The following is an 18,900-nucleotide window of genomic DNA, read 5'->3' on the forward strand; positions in this document are numbered from 1 at the left end:
CAAATCATGGGTTTTATAGCTGTTAAATCATTCACACTGGCAGGCGTAAAATCAAAAAAGTTAGGTTTAGGTATTTTTTCAAATCTGTCCTTACCTATCAAATGGAGCTTTACTCCATGATAAAATTGTTTTTTTGCATCGCAATAACCCTTATCTGCTATCTCAGATGCTACTTTAGCTGTATAAGGGTGTTTGGAAAGCATGATAGGCAATGAATCCACCAAAGATACATTATCATAGCAATCATTAAAATTCATTTGATTCATCAAATGGGAAATAATTACCTCAAAATGCCAGTATATTGCATTAATTCGTGCATTATAAGCTTGATATGACGGCAATTTTGGAAACCATGATGACCAATGATTGACCATATAATCATAAGTTGAGCGATGGTTATAATGGCCTTCGAAAATACCACATAGGTAAATCGTTATTGCCTCTTGGTCTGTAAATTCAGGACAATTATTATTGCTCTGTCTTTGGAAATGTAAACTCATGTGCGTATCATAGCACTCACAAACAAAGCTGTAAGTTTGTATTAATTGTAAATGTCGCATTTTGCAATTTAACAAAATACTCCTTGTTTGTTTCTGATAATTTCAACCCTTGATTCACATGCTAATTAGTAAAAACCACATGAGAGCAATACCTTTGCAGAATGTCCTACGTTCTTGTCAAAGTATACTGCCCTCATTGTGAAACACCAAAAGTAAAAGAGAATGGTGTTACGGGCAACGGTAAACAGAATTTTTATTGCAAAGATTGCCATAAATAAACGCTTCGGCGATCCGATCCAGTTTGAATATCAATATCAGGGTGCAAACCGCCGCATTAGACTCCAAATTCCCAAAATGGCGATGCGAGCTAGTGGCATCAGAGATATAGCTAATGTACTGAAAGTCAGTGCTGTAATAGTTATATTAACACTTCGTTTATGGTTTAAAACTCATACAGAGCCTGATTTTAAAGCGACTTATGAAAATGTTATTTTAGACGAACTTTGGTCATGGGTTGGTAAACGAAAGCAAGGAAAACGTTGGGTTTAGCGGCCGCCGCTGCGGTATGCCTACTGTGCCGATTCTGGAAAAATACTAGCTTTTCAAATAGGCAAACGAAATGATGCGACTTGTAAAAAGCTATTTAAAAAATTAGAGCATTTGACAATAAATAAATATTATACTGATGACTGGAAGTCATATAAAAAGTACATTCCCATAGAAAAACACACAATCTCAAAGAAAAAGACTCAGAAAATTGAGCGTCAAAACCTTAATTTTAGAACTCATATTAAAAGATTATGCCGAAGGACTATCTGTTTTTCTAAAAAAGACGATATGCACTTTGGTTTTATTAAAGCCTATATATGGTTAAATAATACTGACTAAATACGGCATACATTTTGTAACATTACCGAATGATTAAGAGTTTTAGTGACATTATAATAGAAAAGTCTATCAAACCTTAAATTCGATATTTTTAATTTGAACTTAGTTTACGTAACTTGTGCAATTTTAAGAGAGCTTTGGTAGTTTAAATACTTTACTATAAACACATACACAAATAATTGCAACTAAAATAGAAGAAAAATATCCTGAACTAATTAAGGAAACAACTGGGGATGCTATTGTTAGGGTTAGAAAGGTAATACAATTAAAGAAACTTATAAAACCAGATTTACATCTATAATTCATCCAATTTATACTGAAAGTGAAGCTAAAAACAAAAGTGAACAAAATGGAAAGTATATAGCCAAAATCTATATATAGAGCTCCAATTTCTGTAAAGTATACACCTGGGTTTACTATATCATTCACAATATCAGTACTAGTTATGAGATTAAATCCAATTTTATTAAGTACTAAAGCAACTGTTTTAAATGAATAAGCACCAAGATAAGGCGCTCTTAGTGGATAAGGAGCATTTAGTGCTATGTCCAACTGATTAATACCATGAGCTAAATAATATTCAAAATATATATATAATGAGGTTAAATTAGGTTGTATTTTTAAAATATAGATTGTAAAATCTTTAGGATAGCACAAGGGTAAAAGATAAACAACATCGCTTACATCTCTGTTATTCATTCTATCTAGAAAGATAATGCTCGAAATCCATATAAATCCAAGAAGAAAAACTATTATAATAATTTTTCTTCTTAGGTTTGTTTTTTTCTCTCCTTTAGGTCTTATAATTTCTCCATAAATATAGAAGAGTATAAATGTAAAAGCCATAAATCGACCTCCGGTCATAAATGAAGCTATTATTCCTCCTAAAAAGCCAGCCAATAACAAAATTTTTAATAATGAAGAAATAATACTTTTATAAGCTAATAATAAAATGCCACATAATACTGGAAACCCAAATAGTATATTTGATATTATGCCATAGATGTTGCCCCCTACCTCATAGCTTTCATCTCCTAATACGGAACCTCTTATTTGTGAGACTCCTTCTAAGGAGATTTCAGAAGAGTAATTAGATGCTAAAGAGGAAATTTTTTGACTCATTGCACCTATACATATTACAGAAAGAACAAATGATATATATATAAGAATTTTTAAATGCTTATATGCACCTAAATGTATATTTACGTTAGAATCATTATTTTCATTTAAAGTACTAAACCTCTTTGAAAATAAAGATAGAGATAAGAAAAAACCACCTATGAAGGCACCTATGAATAGCATTATTAATATATACGTATCCAGTTTTATAGAGGCATAGTCCATTAAGCCAAAGGTTCTGACTAAAAAGATAGCTGCCCAACTATAAATAAATACTTTTAACGGATAATATACAGATAATCTATTCAACATATACTCTACTCAATCTTTAATAAGTTGCCTAATATTCTTTTAGCTAATTCTCTTTTATCCTCTTTTGAGAAAATCTTAGCCGTATTCTCGTTATTAATATACGCTAATTTATTATGCGAATAATAGGTTTCGGTTTCTGTTAAAATTACTTTTTTATCGCTCATAATGGCTTCCACCCCAGTTGTTCCGGTCCATAATATAGTGTATTCTACATAGTCTAATACTTCATAAGTTGAAATATATGGACTTAGTAAATATACATTTTTTAAGCTGGATAGCTGTTTATAAATATTTTTATCCCGCATCATGTGCATAGCCGTATGCTCTTTAACCAATATGGTAAATCCTCGTTCAAGGTAGTTTTTAATTACTTTAAACAATGAAGGGTAATAAGTTAAATAATCTTTATTCTGTACCCAGTATTCGGTAGTAGCTTCCGGATGAAAATGAAGAGGTAAATAGATTGCTTTTTCTTTGGAAAAAGGCGGAATATCTTTGATACTTTTAATAAAGAAATGATCTATGCCAAAAATATTCTTCAGAGACCTTGGATATATCTGTGCAGTAGTCATCAGGTAGCGATAATCTATTTTGCCAAGAAACTTGTGTTGGAATAGATAATGCCATATATATTTTATCTTATAAATAAAATAATATTTGAAAACCCTGCTATTAACTTGTTTTCTGGTTTTTACTAAAGGCTTTGCAGAAGAATCCTCCAGAAATGCTACAAAGTTATCTACTTCTTCTAAACTTGGTTCTCTTACTAAATTGTACTCTCCTCTTTCTGAAATCATTATGTATTTTGACCCATAAGAGCTGGCACAATAAGCTATAACTGTAATATTAAAATATTTTGCTAACCGGGTAAGTATATCAACTACATAATTGTCAACTGTGTGAGTTAGCAGAATGTCGTACTTATGTTGTCTGAATAATTCGATTAAAAATTTTGCTGCGCTATAAATAAGTTGACATGAGTCATAGTAAGACATAGAGAGCCTGAAGACTCTTTCATTTTTAATTATACTTTCAATGTCTAAAACTTCTTCTACAATTTTAAAATCTTCTGAAGTATAGTCTTTAAGAGAATATTTTTTTAAATCTAAATAATAATCAGCGTTAGGTTCATAGTCAGAAAGAATCGCGTAATTATCTATTTTTAAATGTTTCTTGATAATAAAATCTCCGAAATTTCTGAATAGTAATCCACTTAATTTAGGCTCTCTTCCATACAATAATACTTTTTTATTTTTATGATCTATATTAAAGAAATCTTTTAAATCCATAAACTAAATATTTGCTTTATCATTAAGTCTGTCTGAATAAAGACTTAATAAACTTATCGGTAATTGAAATGTTTTAGTAAAACTATAGAGTTATAAATGTACTAACGCTAATAAGAAATTCTCCTGAATACAATGTCTAAAACATAAAATGCATAAGAGAGAATAAACAAACTATCAATAATCAAAATTGTAATTAACGGAACCGCCTGCATGCCAAGAATAAAAGTTATAGATACATTACAAATGAAAATTGATGTAATTGTAATTAACATCTTTGTATTGTAATCTTTATAAACGGCAATAGGGCTGAAAATCCCTGTAATATAATAATATCCTTTTCCGATAGTCACCAAGAGTGTAATGACAATAAGGTTGTCAAAGTGACCATATAAAGGACGAATTAATACAACTGTAATTGAAAAAAAGATGAATAGTGCTAAATACCCGATAGTAGAAACTTTAAGCTGTGATTTAAGCTTATTTTTATCAATGTTGTTTATTTTTTCACCTAAATAAATATTCGATAAATAGCTAAAGGCACTAATTAAAACTACAATAATCTGAGATAGATTAAAGGCAAAAGAATAAGTTGCCAAATAACCCGGATAAAATTTTTCTACAATGTATCGTTCTGAAAATATTAATACTCCTAATACTAAAGATGCTAATACCCCTGTAAATATTTTCTTTATCAGCAATAAATACTTTAATAATTCTATCCTTTTTATTTTGAAAAAAGAGCTGTCGAAAAAAAAATATTGTCTTGATGGGATAGACCAGCTAAAAAAGGCTAATGAAAATGTTAAAAGAATAAAAAAATTATAATGTATTGCTAAGGTAAATTTATAGTTCAGAAATGCAATTAAAATACTGAAAATAGCCAGTAGAGGTTTAAACATAAAAGCTAAAGAAAACTTCTTGTCAACTTTCAGCCTCTGCTCAATAATAGTGTATAGGTTTATAAATAAAAGAGGGAAAATTATTACATAATTATTGATAATAATTCCAGTAATAATTGCCAGAAAAAAACTACTGATAAAACCTATCTTGAAAAGAACATTGAATAAGTCAACCCCTTTGTTGTATTTTATATATGTATAACCACTATATGACCCCAATAAAATGTTCGGAAATAAATAAATAGCGTTTTTTAAGTATTCAATATTCGAGTATGTATCAGGCTGATTCTTGAGTAAAATAGGTACTATTAAACTGTCAATTACGCCAAAGGCATACAGAAGGTATCTTAAAAAAATCGCTTTTACATAATCGGAAGAAATTTGTTTTTTACCAGAAACTATTAACGATTTTAATTTAATTAGCATGTACCGGGGTTTTTTTGTCTAAAACTCTATTGCTCGCACATACAATAATACTGTTGGGAGGGATGCTTTTTGAAACAACTACCCCCGCACCAATTATTGAGCCTTTTCCTATCGTTACTCCCCCTAAAACTATTACATTGGAAGCAATCCATACCCCATCTTCAATCACAATCGGATTAGAAATGTGCTTATAAGGTGGGGGAACATTAAAATTCAATCCTGCTGTTTCAATAATAGAGCCCCTTGATATTCTTACATCGTTGCCAATAGTAATCGGGCTATGTGCGCCTATGCTACAATATTTATTAATACCACTTCTTTCGCCTATCGTAAGATTTTCTCCGTATTTAATGTCAGTCGTCCAATGACATAGGGCTGTTTTACTTGCATTTTTTACCAATGCCCGAAATTTCATATGACTATACAGCCTATCTGCTATATAGAACACTTTCATTAATATTTTGGTAAATATTCTGACTAACGGAAAAGACGCAACAGAAGTGTATAATGGGTTTGTCATGATTCAACAATAAGTCTGTTTACAAATTTATCGTGTGTCATTTCAGCTTTATCCAAAGAAACAGGCGTGTAATTCTCTACTTTAAGCGGGTTAAGAGAATACTGCACCTGTAATAAAAGTCTTTTACCACTTTTTGGCAACAAGCCTTTATGAAATCCGTAGGTATCAACCATAAAGGCACTGCCTTTAGGCTCTACAAATTTCATTACATTCTCTTTTCCAAAAGTATCTTCTATCTCATTATCCATGTATCTTCTGATTTTTCTAAGTTTTGGTGAACTGGAAGTTCCTCTAACGTAGATATGTGGGCCATTATCAGGCGATACATCGGTTAAGTAGATGAAAAATTTACAGAATTTCCAGTCATCTACATCTCTGTGATAAAGCTGCGCTTCTTCTGCTTGCTTTCTTCCGCCAAACGACCACCACAAATTAATATTACTTATGGTAGGTGTTGCTCCTAAAAACTCCTGAGCAAGTGCCAGAATGCCGTTATCGTTGGCTATGCTTAATATATCAGGATTCCCAACCAGTTCTGCTCTTTTATAGTGAGCTGTATGGGTTTCTTCCGGAGCATTATCCGGGTCGATAGGACCTAAATTCTTTCTGTATGGGTCATAACACTGTAATTTTTCTACATAAGAAAGAATTCCATTCAGTTTTTCCGGAGATAGTTTGAAGTCTACTACCGTAAAACCGTCTTTATTCATATTCTCAACATGTTTCTCAAGGTTATTGAAATTAATAAAAGTTGATTTTAACTCACCTTTATATTTTTTCCCTCTTGATGAAACCATAAAATTAATAAGAGCATCTCTAAGTGTTTTGTTAGAAACCCCTCTCATCGCATAATAATCAAAACCTCTGAACTTGAAGTTTTTAATCCTTTGAAAAATACTTTTTTTCATATGAGTCAATTTTATAAAATTTGTCTATTAATTAATGGTTTCCCTTTTTCGTAATCTGTCGTAGCCATTTTACCTAATAAACTTTCATAATATCTTGGATGAATACCATCTCCAGGACGTATAACTCTTATATTTTCTTCCGTAAAAACTTCACCCGCTTTAATATCTTTTACCACATAGATAGAACGTTTAAATAAAAGACTTTTTTTCTCAGATTCTTGCACTCCGTATTGTACTTGTCCTAATGACTGCCATGCTCTTTCGGTTTCTATAACCAGCAATTTAAGTTCATCGGGTTCTAATGAGAAGGCCGAATCTACTCCACCTTCAGCACGACTTAAACAAAAGTGTTTCTCTATCACCGTTGCTCCTAAGGTTACCGAAGCACAAGGCACACCTATACCCATCGTATGGTCGCTTAGTCCGATTTCGCATTGAAATAAATCACGCAGATGCGGAATGGTACGTACGTTAGAGTTTTCAGGGCTTGCAGGATAATTGCTGGTACATTTGAGCAATACCAGATCTTTACAACCATTCTCTCTTAACACTGCTACCGATTCATCCAGATTAGCAAGCGAACTTGCTCCTGTTGACATAATAACAGGTTTACCGGTTCTGGCTACTTTTTTTAGCAATGGATGATGATTGTTTTCAAAAGAAGCTATCTTGTGAGCCGGGGTATTAAGGTTTTCTAAAAAATCTACTGCTGTATCGTCAAAAGGTGTCGAAAAAATGATAATATTATTATCAGCAGCACATTTAAACATAGCTTCGTGCCACTCCCAGGGAGTATAAGCCTCCTGGTATAATTCATATAAATTTCTTCCCTGCCATAGCGAAGTTTTATCTTCGATATCGAATAAACCCCCTCTTTCGTTAATAGTAATTGTATCGGCGGTATAAGTCTGCAATTTAAGTGCATCGGCTCCGCAGGCGGCAGCAACTTCTATTATTTTTAATGCTCTTTCTAACGAGTGGTTATGATTGCCACTCATTTCAGCAATAATAAATGGTTTATAATTTTGCCCTATATTGTAATTTCCTATCTTCATGAATTGCTTTTTGTATATAAAACACTTTCTATGCCCTGATAATCTAAATGTTTACTAAGAGAAAAGCCCGCTTTCGAAAATGCTCCTAAAGAGCCTTTGTTCTCTGCTTTTATATATGCTTCTACAATATAGTCAGGATTCTCTTTCAGAAAATATACAGATGCTTGTTCTAATATTTTTCCGGCCAGTCCCTTTCCTCTACAGCTCTTATCTAATGAAACCCCTATGACACTTATCTTCTGAGCTGTATCTTTCTCAAACCTTACTTGTCCGATGGGTTCTTTTTGTGCATTTTCGGCAATGAGCATCAAACAGTTTTTATCGGCCAGTTTTTTATGAAACCAGTTACTGTGGTTTTCTAAACTGATTGGATTGCTGTTGAACGATTGTTTTCTGACCTCTTCATCGTTTGTCCACTCAAAATACTGCATCAAATCATTCTCATCTGCTTTTCTGAGAGTGATAGCATTGATTTTAGAATGAATCAGCACATCAATAAATCTATTCTGAAATAAACAATGGTCTTTTAGTCTTGCTTCTAATAGATAATTGCTTTTTTCAATAGCCTGATACAGATGAGGTCTAATATCAAAAGCGTAGGTAAATATTTTATGAAAATTCAGTTCTATAAAAGCAACCTGCTCTATCAAGCTCAGGTAAGTAGTCCAGTGAAACTCAAAATACTCTTTTTCTAATTCCGTTTTGATAATGAACGAGATTTCAGCATTTTTATCTATCCAGTTAATATGAACTAATCCGCCATAACCAATGCAAATGCCATTTTCTAAGTAAGAGAAGAGCAACTGTTTAGGATTCTCTTCTGTAAATAACTTAGCTACTATGTTAGTAAAATACCAATCCTGTTTTTCAGTTGTCAGCAGTTCCGCTTGTCTTAAGTGATAAATCTGCTCATTACGCCATTCCATAATCGCGTATTTATCCTCTTCTCTTATCGGAACAATAGCATATTTATCTGAACTGAACTGTTGTTTAATTAAACAAGAATACTCCCGCATCAATCTGAATTTTATTTAATAATTCTTGTTTGGCTATTACTATTGTTATTTTTTAATTTAATCTTTTAAATCCTGCATGGCAAACAGGTCCTTCTAAGAGCGAATTAATATCTTTCTCTCCTTTGATACATTCGCTGATAGTTTTATAAACACTATCTAACGCATCAAAATAGCTGTTGATAATCTCATCGCTGTGTTTTAAGCAGCCATAGAAATTGGTACTTGCCAGAAACCCTTTTTTCAGCATTTCCTGTGTCAGATAGGTCTTGTATTTAAGAGCGTCTTCTCCCTGAAAACTATAAGTACTTAAAGAAGGGATACCTGAGATTGCAATAGGAATATTATGACTGTCTGCTAAGTTTTGCCAGCCTTTCTGAACCTTTTTGCCTGCTTCGGTAATAAACTCCCAGGATTTTGTTCTTTCCATTACTTCTAATGCCTTTATGGCTGCAGCAGGTCCTATTCTTTCTGTCCAGAAGGTACTGCTTATAAAGGTTTTCTGGGCAGCTTCCATTACTTCTCTTTTACCTACTACTGCCGTAATTGCATAACCGTTACCTAAGGTTTTGCCATATATTGCCATATCCGGCTCCACACCATATTTCAAAAATATGCCTCCAAAAGTTTCTCTGAAACCAGAGGTACATTCGTCAAATATTAATACGATGTTGTTTTTGGTAGCAATTTCACGCACTTTATGTAAGAAGTTATCTTCAGGGCCCATGTTCCTGACTACTTCCATTTTAATAACACCTATATTTTTCTCCTTTATAATCTGCTCTAATTCTTCGATATTGTTATAATGAAAAGGATGTACCGTGTTCTTTAAATTTTTTGGAACACCGGTAGGGTTTAAGCCGGGCAATAAATGACCATCCAACCCATCGTGCTGATTATGATTAACAGACAGATACCAATCGTGCCAGCCGTGATACCCACAGATAGCAACATCATCTCTTCCTGAGGCGGCTCTTGCAATTCTGACCGAAATGGCATTAATTTCACCTCCCGACCTTGCAAAGCGAACCATATCTGCCCAAGGATTAAGTTCAATTAATTTCTCTGCCAGATACACTTCTTCCGGACAATTGAAAGTGGACATATTTCCGGTTCTTACCACATTCATCACTACCTCGTCTACCTCATCGTTTCCATACCCTAAAGTATTGGTTCCAATAGCCATGATAGACATATCGGTGTACTTGTTTCCATCTAAATCCCACACATCACAATCTTTGGCTTTTGAGTAGTAAGATGGCCAGTTTTCGGGAAGAAACATTTCCGGTCTTTTAGAAAGCAACATCGTGCCTCCCGGAATTAAAGTTTTAGCTTTTCTATATAAATCTTGTCCGCTATTCATTGTTGATAGATTTTAAATATCCTTCGTTTCTAATGATGCCCCCGTTGATATTATCTAAATTATTTTCTATAATAAAATTAGTGTATGCTAACCAGGTTTTATCAGTACCTAATTGTTCAATTAAGTTTTTTACTAACAAAAAGTCTTTTTCTTCATCTACTGTCATTCTTATCTTAGAGAAATCTTCAGCACATGGATAATTTGCAGCAGTAAAAGGTGTTCCGCCTTTAAAATCAGAATTATTGCGGATATAAGGTGTAACATGCTCGCGCTCTGACTTTAATGAAGCATTTTTCCAGGCAGTTTCTAAAGCACTAAATTTAAATACCTCTACGTCTTGTCCGTCAGGAAATCGCTCTATTAAAACATTTGAAGCATAATCTACATTTTTCTCCTGAGCAAACTTTACCACTTCGTCCACTAATGCAGGGTCAAGTAATGGACAATCTGAGGTTACTCTGACAACCCATTGCGGACGAACATTGAATGCGGCAATGGCTTGATAAAATCTATCTAAAACATCATTTTCAGAGCCTCTGAAAACATCATAGTTCCAACTCTTTACCAGATTTTCAATAAGAACATCGTCATTTTCGGTAGTAGTAGCTACTATTATCTTATCGATGGTCTTGCACTTTGAAAGGCGTGTCAGATGAATTTTTAATAATTCTTCTCCCTCAATCTTTTTCAAGACTTTTCCAGGGAGTCTGGTACTGCCGGTTCTTGCTTGTGTTATTAAACAAACGCCTATTTCCATAAAGAAGGATTTAATAAGTTTTTATCCGCAACAACTATTTTATTAATTCTGTTGATGCTGTCGCTACTTATCGGCTTTCCAAGTATTGTTAAATTCTCAATCAACTGATTTAAACTATCTACTCCAATTAAAACATTATCAATAGCCTCTATTTGTAAGCAATAATTCAAAGCAAGTGAGGATATTTCAAGGTTTTCGGTAGTAGCAATGGTATGTATTTCTTGTAATTCTTTTTTCAATGCCTGAACAACCGGATTAGGGTCCTCTATGTCTTTGAAAAATATGCCTTGCAAAAAGGCAGACCTTGAATGAATTACTTTATTGTTTTCTCGGGCAATGTTTAAAAGATTCCCTTTTTGAGAAACATTATCTAATAAATTGAAAGGAAGTTGTATTAAATCTATTTGTGCATAATTTAACAAATCCTCAAATTCGTTGTTATTATAAATAGATACTCCTATGAGTTTTATTAGATTCTGAGATTTTAAATCGACTAACTCATCTAAAGAATCAGTATGTTGCGTAAAAGTTGTGTAAGAATGAAACATAATTGCTTCTAATTGTTCTACACAAAGTACTTCGCAATAATTTTTAACTGTGTTTTCAATATTACCCTTAAAGTTATGTGGTAATTTGGTAATTACCTTAAACCTGATATCCGGGTTTTCTCTATGAAAACTTCCGATGATAGCATGCGCTTCACCGTAAGCCTCTGCTGTATCTAATGTATGAATGCCTGCTTCATAGGCATATTTTAATATCTGATGGCTTTCTTCTTCTGATATTTTCCCTGTTTTATTATTGATTCCATACGGAATCCCCATTTGTACAGTTCCCAGAATGATTTTATTGTTGTGGGCAGGCATTCTATTTCTTCAATTCCATTCTTAATGTATTACAGAGTTTACCCTCATATACACCACTATTCTCTTTTATCTGATAAATTTCGAAACCCAGTCTTTTATATAAATTAACAGCCGCTGTGTTTTCTTCAACAACTCCTAAAGTTATTTTAGAGAGATTGAATTCATCAAAGCAGAATTTAATTATTCTTTCAGAGGCTTCTTGTGCATAACCTTTTTTCCATTCACTTTTATCTCCCATTAAAATACCATACTCGCCAGAGGCGTCAACGTCATTAATAGGGTCTATCTTAATATTACCAATGTGCTTATTGCTATCTTTTAACTGAATAGCCCAGAACAGAATATCTTTTTTCTCTTGTCCTTTTACGAAGTCCTCTAATTGCTCTAAGGTTGTTTGTCTTGTTTCGAGATATTTATTTACCTCAGGGTCATTTATCCAGTCAGCATAGGTTTGGGATACATGGGTAGCTGAAAGAGGTACATAATTCAACCGGGCAGAATCGAGAACTTTCGCTTTTCTCATGGATAATATTGCTTTATTTTCTCTATTACATACGCTTGCTCTGCCTCAGTAAGCGTTGGATACATTGGCAAACTGATACAGTGTCTGTAATAGGCCTCTGCTTTTGGCTTGTCGCCCTCTTTCCAGCCTAAACCACGGTAATAAGGCATAAGGTGACAAGGAATATAGTGAATCTGTGCAAAAATCTTTTGTTCTCTTAAATAATTATAAAGACCTAATCGGTCTTCTGCTTCAATGACATATAAATGGTAAGCATGACCTTCTACTACGCCCGATTGCCCTTTGATAGGAGCAAAGTCTTTAAAAGCGTCAAAGTAGCGGGCAGCTATTTCTCTTCTTCTTACTAAGCCTTCGTCGGCTCTTTTAAGCTGACTATCACCCAAAGCTGCCTGAAAATCGGTTATTCTGTAATTATAACCCAGCGTCTGCATTTCCATATACCAACCCGGATATTTATCAGTTCCTCCGGCAAATTCTATACTATTTACATACAGATTGTCTGATTTAACAATGCCGTGTGTACGTAACTGAAGCAGGATTTGATAAAGTTTTTCGTCGTTGGTGGTTATCATGCCACCTTCACCACTGGCAATATGTTTTACCGGATGAAAAGAAAAGATAGCTAAATCGGCAAAATTACCGTTTCCGCATTTTTGTTGTTTTCCGGTTGAATCTGTAAAATATCCACCCGGCGAATGACAGGCGTCTTCAATAATCCAGAGATTATATTCATCGGCCAGTTTACGGAATTCTTCTAAGTTTACAGCCCTTCCGGCAAAATCTACAGGAATAATACCCGTATAAGTACCCTTAGGAGATTTTTCTAATAATTCTTTAACCGAATCAATATCGATCAGATATGTATCAGGGTCTATATCAGCAAAAACAACCTCTCCTCCACAATAGCGAACACAATTGGCAGAAGCCGCAAAAGTAATAGGAGTCGTAATTACTTTGTCTCCTTCTTTTACACCTAAAGCCATCGCACACAAATGCAGGGCGGCTGTTCCGTTAGCTAAAGCAACCGCATATTTTGCTCCAATATATTTGGCAAAGTTATCTTCAAACTCTTTAATTTTAGGTCCTTGTGTTAAATAAGGACTTTTAAGCGTTTCTATAACAATAGCCAGGTCTTCTTCAGTAATGTGTTGTTTCCCGTAAGGAATAGCTTCCATCTGATTAGGCTTCAAAGGTTGGATCTACGTGTTCTTTAATTAAAACTCTCAGGCTTTCAACAGATTCCCAATCAGTATTTTCGCCAGAATTATATTTGAATCCTACAGGAACTTTCTCGGCACCAAACTGGCTCTTGAAGTCTTCTATTTTCCATTTATGGCTTGAAGGTAAAATAGTATAGTATTTACCTAAGTCATATGTCAGAAAAGAGTCAGATTCTGTAATCATTTCTTCATGTACTTTTTCGCCGGGTCTTATGCCTACTACCTTTGTTTCGCACTCAGGAGCAATAGCGGCAGCAATATCCATAATGCGGTAAGATGGAATTTTAGGAATGAAAATTTCACCTCCCCAGGCGTGTTCCAGCGCGTGCATAACCATATCTACACCCCCTTGCAAAGAGATATTGAAACGTGTCATATTAGGGTCTGTAATAGGAATTATGCCTTCTTTGCGTTTATTAATAAAGAAAGGTATTACAGAGCCATTAGAACCCATTACGTTTCCGTATCTTACCACCGAAAATCTGATAGGGTTCCAGCCTTTAATATTATTAGCAGCTACAAATAATTTATCAGAAGCTAATTTGGTAGCTCCATAAAGGTTAATAGGAGCACAGGCTTTATCGGTAGATAATGCCACTACTCTTTCTACGTCTGTTTCCAGACAGGCATTGATAATATTTTCGGCGCCTAAAATATTTGTTTTTACACATTCCATTGGGTTGTACTCCGCAATAGGAACATGTTTCATAGCTGCCGCATGAATCACATAGTCAACTCCTCTTAAAGCTCTTTTCACACGTTCAAAATCTCTGACATCACCTATAAAATATCTTATTTGAGGGTATTTAGTGTCAGGGTATTCTTGTGCCATCTGAAATTGTTTCTGCTCATCTCTCGAAAAGATGATAAGTTTTTTTATTTCAGGGTGTTTTGATAGTATATGGCCGGTAAGGGCTTTCCCTAATGAGCCAGTTCCTCCGGTGATAAGTATCGATTTATCTTTTAAGGTAAATGACATGGATTCTGCTATTGGTTTAATTGAAAAGTATAAGTGTCAATTCGTAACAGTGGCTTATACTAATTTTGACAGTTTTTGAATAAAATTTTAACTATATAATTCTTCAAGAAGAAACTATATATTACAAAGCTAAAACAGCTCTATAGTTTTTCTTCTTTAATAAAATGACTATTAAAGCTAATACGGTTCCGCCAGCCAGGCCAATCAAAAGAATAATGGCTCTTCGGGGTTCACTTTTTCTGGTAGGGGCAGATGGTGGCGTTAATACCTGATAAACAGGAATAGATTGCTGATAATTGATGTTTGCCTCCTCATATTTTTTTACTAACTCATCATAAAATACAGAAGACATGCGGTATTCAGACTCAATTCTTTCTCTTTGAATATCTGCTGATTGCAAACGGATAGTAGGCAGTTGAAACTGGTCATTATACTGGGCTTTTTTGGCTTGTGTTGAATAAAACTTGCCTCTGGCCGCATCCATTTTCTCTTTCAGGAAATCTACATTCTGTTTATCTTTATCAGTTCTGTAATGAGTGATATAGTTGGTAAGATAAATCATAGAAAAACGGGCAAGACTGGCAGCAACTACCGGGTCGGGCATTGTTACTGAAATACTGATAACCCCGCTTTTTTTATCAATACTTGCTTTAATCCTGTCTTTCAGGTCTTCAATTCTTTCTTCACTTAACCGATTCAGCACCAGAAAACCATCTTCTTTTACCGGAAACTTCTTGATACGTTTATCTGTAATTTCTTCATTTTCTTCAACTACCTCATGATAGAATTTCTCAAAGTTTATCTGTTTATTTTCTTTTGTTACAACATTCTGTTTGAATAATTCAAGAAAGAAAGGTGTGCTTTGCAGAATAACAGGATACAAATCCGGGCGAAAAGCATCTGTACCATCACCGCCACCAACATCTACACCTGCCAGGCTTGCCAGACCAGCTAATCCGCCTAATTTTCCTTCTTTGGTTTGTACTTCAGGTAAAATCTTGCCTTCTGAAGTAAACTCTTCCATACGGGTAAAAGCATAAATGCCAGTAATTAACCCAACTGCTATTATAATGGATAAAAACAAAAACTTTTCTTTCCAGAGTATCCGAAAAAACGCTTTTAAGTCAACAATATCGTTTTTTAATTCTTCCATATTTATTCGTCCACAAATGTTGAAAAACAGCCCTCAAAACACGGCTTCGCCCTCCTAAGTCCCATTTTATAGGTGCCAGGTATGAGAAATTGGTAATTTTTATGTTTCTATGCTTGGTAAAACTGATAACACTATATTAGTAGAATCAGGGTTTTATTTAGGCATTAATAATTATATCTTGTCACTTATACAGGGCTTAATAACATATCTGTTTGTGATACACAAAGCGTAAACCCTAAATTTTCTAACTGTAAAATCAACTGATTCCCGTTCTGTTTCACAACTGTTGCTTGCTGGTCAATTAATAGCCCTGATTTGATTATCAGACGTTCATTGTCCTGAAATTTCCGGGTTTCAATATATTCATGGTTGTAATCGTTCAACCATCTTTTAATCTCTTCAATTTCTTCGTCACGCACTATTGCCGGTTTTTTCAGCCAGAACACATATCGCACTACACCCGGCACCTGAAATACTTTGTTTCTGTCTTTTTCTTCTATATGCACAAAGCAATAAGACGTAAACAAAGGAGTTTCAACTTTCTTTTTCCTGTCAGACCATTGTCTTTCGACCTTCTTTGTCGGACAATAAGATTCAATGCTTATTTTAGCTAATTCGTTGGCGACTTTTTTCTCTTGCCTGGGTTTGGTATAAATGACAAACCATTTTTTCATATATATAGCTAAAGTCTTGGTTTGCTACGAAAGCAGATATTTTAAATCACTTACAGAAGTCTTACAAGTGTCAGTAATACGGCAGATAAGGAAACGAATCCTGTTCCAATGGCTATTCGCTCAGCTGAAGTCATCCTTACTTTGGTTCTTACTGGGACTTGAATAGACATGCCTTGTTGCACTTTAGGATAAACTTTTATTCCAAAGAAATTACGGGTTCTGTCAGTACTGCCATTCGCATATTGTACATAGGTCTTTCTTATAAAAGCCTCATCTGTAAAACCACCTGCTTGCGCAATATAATCTCCAAAAGAGAAATTAGGCTGATAAGCTACAGTGGTAGGATTAAGAACCTGACCACTTATAGAAACTGTTTGTTTTTCTTTTGGAATTACTATTCTGTCCCCATTTTCAAGAAAAAGGTTCGAGGCTGTCTTCTTATTTTTCAACGCTTTATCAAAATCAACGAAGATAAGTTTTTCGTCTCTGTATAGTTTGGCTCCGCTGATAGAAGATTCCGGGCGAAGACCACCGGCTCTGTCAATAACATCGCTTAATCGCTCTGACTTACTTTCTATGGTATAGGCTCCCGGGTAGTTTACTTCTCCCTGAACAATGACCGTTTGTTGTACCTCATAATTAGGGAGATTACGAACAAAGATTTTATCAAAAGGCATTAATTTAATACCACCTTCAGCCGGATTTAAATCTTTTGATATATTGACAGCAATAATCTCTACCGATTTTTCAGTTGATTCATCATTATATACCCTGCGGGCAACTTCAATTCTTTTACTGGTTGCTCCGTCAGTAAAACCACCTGCCAACAGAATAACATCTCTGATTGACATGTTTTCGGCATACGAGTAATTGCCCGGATTATTAACAGCACCTTCTATATCAATCTTTCTTTCCTGTCTGATTTCCACAAGAGATTTTACCAGCAACTGGTCTTGTCTTTTTAATTCAATATCAGGAATTTCTCCTTTCATGAGTTTGCTAAGGTCAATTGGCATATACATAGGGTCAAGATTCTCCTGCTCTCTTACTAAGATAGCTCTGCTCAGATAGGCGTCTTCTCTTAAACCCTGAGCACTTTCAATTAATTGTTTAAGGGTTTTTATTTTATCTCCCAAGGCAAACTCACCGGGTCTGAATACTGCTCCCCGGATTTCTACTTTATTTTCAAAACGGTCTAAGATTGTACCCACATAAAACTGATCTCCATTCTGTGTAGGAAAGCCGGGATTGGCTACAGGGTCAAAGGTTTGTAATCTTTTCTCTGTTTTTGTATTTCTGTGTACATTTACAGTAGAGGTGTACGCTTGCTCGGTATAGCCTCCGGCATAATTCAACAACGTATTAAAGTCGTCATCCTCATTTAATTCAAATATGCCGTTTCTTTTTACTTCTCCTTCAATTCGTACCTTTTTCTTGAAAAGAGGTACCAATATTACATCCTGATCAAAAAGAGTGATGTTGTCTTCAAGCGTTCCTTTTAAAAGGAAGTCATAAACGTCTATCTTTTTGATTAAGGTATTATTACGGAAAATCTGGATGTTTCTGAAAGATCCATTATTATTTGGCCCCCCTGACAAGTAAAGGGCATTGAATGCCGAGGCAAGTGAAGATACAGTATAAGTACCGGGGTTATTTACTTCTCCTACTAAAGTAACTTTTATGCTTCTTACACTTCCAAGTGTAACATCAGCCGTTAGTCTGCCATTTTGTAAGCCCGCAAAAAGAGTTTTCAGGCGTTCAATAATTTTTATTTTTGCCTGTTCAATGGTATTACCGTTTACATAGATAGGACTAAGGTTTTCTATTTTTATGGTTCCTTCGGGAGAAACCTTCACATCATAATGCTGATATGCGTAGCCGGTAATGTCAATTTTAAGTTCATCATCAGGGCCTAAAATATAGCCTTTTGGCGTAGGAATTCTCAGATTAGGCTCAAAAGTAAGACTTTTATTATTAAATATCTGACTACCAAAGGTCTCCAATTTTTTGCCTACTTCCTGTTTATCTGATACTGCTATCGGAGTTCTCTCGGCTACTTCGCCAATCTGTTCGCGGGTAACATTTTCCAGTTTAGCTGTACCTACAGTATTAGCTTTTACTTCCGTAGTTCCGGTTTTTAGTCGATTAATTCGTTCTCTTATTTTGGCAATATCTTGTGCAGAGTAGCCATTTGCCAAAGCAGCGGCTTCAATCTGAGCTTCAGAAAACCCTTTTGCTTCAGCCTCCTTTAAAAACGCTTCAATTTGTTTGTCAGATATATTGTCAACGTTTGAAGGGAGATTGGTTGGTGTCTGTGAATAGGCTACTTCAAAAAAACCGAATAAGAATATTATTAAAACTTTATAGAAAATTTTCGAGGAGGTCATGACTGAATTTTAAATACACTTTTGAACAAACATCTGCAAATTTAATTAA

At 34.5% G+C, this 18,900-nt stretch carries 20 protein-coding genes; 3 read left to right on the forward strand and 17 right to left on the reverse strand.

The genetic code is table 11. The features are described from left to right. Window positions 1-500: hypothetical protein (locus tag EWM59_RS24735; protein ID WP_374755957.1), on the reverse strand; the 500-nt coding region annotated here is incomplete at its 3' end. Window positions 501-661: 161 nt separating this feature from the next. Between EWM59_RS24735 and EWM59_RS28835 the strand changes: the two genes are divergently transcribed. The 3 genes from EWM59_RS28835 to EWM59_RS28840 are packed head-to-tail and all read left to right on the forward strand — an operon-like array spanning window position 662 to window position 1,388. Further along, complete coding sequence (locus tag EWM59_RS28835; protein WP_130023920.1) at window positions 662-778, forward strand: transposase-like zinc-binding domain-containing protein; 117 nt, start codon at window positions 662-664, stop codon at window positions 776-778. After that, a complete protein-coding gene (locus tag EWM59_RS27870; RefSeq protein WP_165372293.1) occupies window positions 723-1,049 on the forward strand; it encodes a hypothetical protein in 327 nt (108 codons plus the stop codon). The genes EWM59_RS28835 and EWM59_RS27870 overlap by 56 nt, the downstream gene beginning before the upstream one ends. Before the next feature lie 9 nt (window positions 1,050-1,058). Next, entirely contained in the window at window positions 1,059-1,388 is a 330-nt protein-coding gene (locus EWM59_RS28840) for an IS1 family transposase (RefSeq protein ID WP_130023941.1), read from the forward strand. 126 nt (window positions 1,389-1,514) lie between these two features. Here the strand turns inward: EWM59_RS28840 and EWM59_RS24755 are convergent, their stop codons facing one another. The 16 genes from EWM59_RS24755 to EWM59_RS24825 all read right to left on the reverse strand — a co-directional run bounded on the left by EWM59_RS24755 (window position 1,515) and on the right by EWM59_RS24825 (window position 18,851). Beyond that, window positions 1,515-2,819 carry an O-antigen polymerase gene (locus tag EWM59_RS24755; protein WP_130023922.1) on the reverse strand — a complete coding sequence of 435 codons (1,305 nt, stop codon included), beginning with the start codon at window positions 2,817-2,819 and terminating at the stop codon, window positions 1,515-1,517. Window positions 2,820-2,824: 5 nt separating this feature from the next. Beyond that, window positions 2,825-4,108, reverse strand: a complete 1,284-nt coding sequence (locus EWM59_RS24760; RefSeq protein ID WP_130023923.1) for a hypothetical protein — start codon at window positions 4,106-4,108, stop codon at window positions 2,825-2,827. A gap of 107 nt (window positions 4,109-4,215) precedes the next feature. Continuing rightward, window positions 4,216-5,433: a hypothetical protein gene (locus tag EWM59_RS24765; RefSeq protein ID WP_130023924.1), complete on the reverse strand. Its 1,218-nt coding sequence runs from the start codon at window positions 5,431-5,433 to the stop codon at window positions 4,216-4,218. Continuing rightward, window positions 5,423-5,953 carry an acyltransferase gene (locus tag EWM59_RS24770; protein ID WP_130023925.1) on the reverse strand — a complete coding sequence of 177 codons (531 nt, stop codon included), beginning with the start codon at window positions 5,951-5,953 and terminating at the stop codon, window positions 5,423-5,425. The genes EWM59_RS24765 and EWM59_RS24770 overlap by 11 nt, the downstream gene beginning before the upstream one ends. Beyond that, window positions 5,950-6,861, reverse strand: coding sequence for a phytanoyl-CoA dioxygenase family protein (locus EWM59_RS24775; protein WP_130023926.1), 912 nt, complete (start codon window positions 6,859-6,861; stop codon window positions 5,950-5,952). Before EWM59_RS24775 ends, EWM59_RS24770 begins: the two co-directional genes overlap by 4 nt. Window positions 6,862-6,872: 11 nt before the next feature. Further along, window positions 6,873-7,916 carry a pseudaminic acid synthase gene (gene pseI, locus EWM59_RS24780; RefSeq protein ID WP_130023927.1) on the reverse strand — a complete coding sequence of 348 codons (1,044 nt, stop codon included), beginning with the start codon at window positions 7,914-7,916 and terminating at the stop codon, window positions 6,873-6,875. After that, a complete protein-coding gene (locus tag EWM59_RS24785) occupies window positions 7,913-8,932 on the reverse strand; it encodes a GNAT family N-acetyltransferase (protein WP_130023928.1) in 1,020 nt (339 codons plus the stop codon). Before EWM59_RS24785 ends, pseI begins: the two co-directional genes overlap by 4 nt. Window positions 8,933-8,984: 52 nt before the next feature. Further along, window positions 8,985-10,292, reverse strand: a complete 1,308-nt coding sequence (locus tag EWM59_RS28290) for an aminotransferase class III-fold pyridoxal phosphate-dependent enzyme (protein WP_207220064.1) — start codon at window positions 10,290-10,292, stop codon at window positions 8,985-8,987. Continuing rightward, window positions 10,285-11,049, reverse strand: coding sequence for a cytidylyltransferase domain-containing protein (locus EWM59_RS28295; protein WP_207220065.1), 765 nt, complete (start codon window positions 11,047-11,049; stop codon window positions 10,285-10,287). The genes EWM59_RS28290 and EWM59_RS28295 overlap by 8 nt, the downstream gene beginning before the upstream one ends. Continuing rightward, a complete protein-coding gene (locus EWM59_RS24795) occupies window positions 11,040-11,915 on the reverse strand; it encodes an aldo/keto reductase (RefSeq protein WP_130023929.1) in 876 nt (291 codons plus the stop codon). The genes EWM59_RS28295 and EWM59_RS24795 overlap by 10 nt, the downstream gene beginning before the upstream one ends. Window position 11,916: 1 nt before the next feature. Beyond that, complete coding sequence (locus tag EWM59_RS24800; protein ID WP_130023930.1) at window positions 11,917-12,438, reverse strand: GNAT family N-acetyltransferase; 522 nt, start codon at window positions 12,436-12,438, stop codon at window positions 11,917-11,919. After that, window positions 12,435-13,613, reverse strand: coding sequence for a UDP-4-amino-4,6-dideoxy-N-acetyl-beta-L-altrosamine transaminase (gene pseC / locus EWM59_RS24805; protein ID WP_130023942.1), 1,179 nt, complete (start codon window positions 13,611-13,613; stop codon window positions 12,435-12,437). Before pseC ends, EWM59_RS24800 begins: the two co-directional genes overlap by 4 nt. Before the next feature lie 4 nt (window positions 13,614-13,617). Further along, window positions 13,618-14,637, reverse strand: coding sequence for a UDP-N-acetylglucosamine 4,6-dehydratase (inverting) (gene pseB / locus EWM59_RS24810; RefSeq protein ID WP_130023931.1), 1,020 nt, complete (start codon window positions 14,635-14,637; stop codon window positions 13,618-13,620). A gap of 121 nt (window positions 14,638-14,758) precedes the next feature. Then, complete coding sequence (locus tag EWM59_RS24815) at window positions 14,759-15,790, reverse strand: Wzz/FepE/Etk N-terminal domain-containing protein (RefSeq protein ID WP_130023932.1); 1,032 nt, start codon at window positions 15,788-15,790, stop codon at window positions 14,759-14,761. Between the two features lie 185 nt (window positions 15,791-15,975). After that, window positions 15,976-16,464 (reverse strand): UpxY family transcription antiterminator, encoded by a 489-nt coding sequence (locus EWM59_RS24820; RefSeq protein ID WP_130023933.1) that lies wholly within the window; start codon window positions 16,462-16,464, stop codon window positions 15,976-15,978. 50 nt (window positions 16,465-16,514) lie between these two features. Further along, window positions 16,515-18,851, reverse strand: coding sequence for an SLBB domain-containing protein (locus EWM59_RS24825; RefSeq protein WP_130023934.1), 2,337 nt, complete (start codon window positions 18,849-18,851; stop codon window positions 16,515-16,517). Between the last annotated feature and the right edge of the window lie 49 nt (window positions 18,852-18,900).

The organism is Emticicia agri (assembly GCF_004168285.1).
GTDB classification, from domain to species: domain Bacteria; phylum Bacteroidota; class Bacteroidia; order Cytophagales; family Spirosomataceae; genus Emticicia; species Emticicia agri.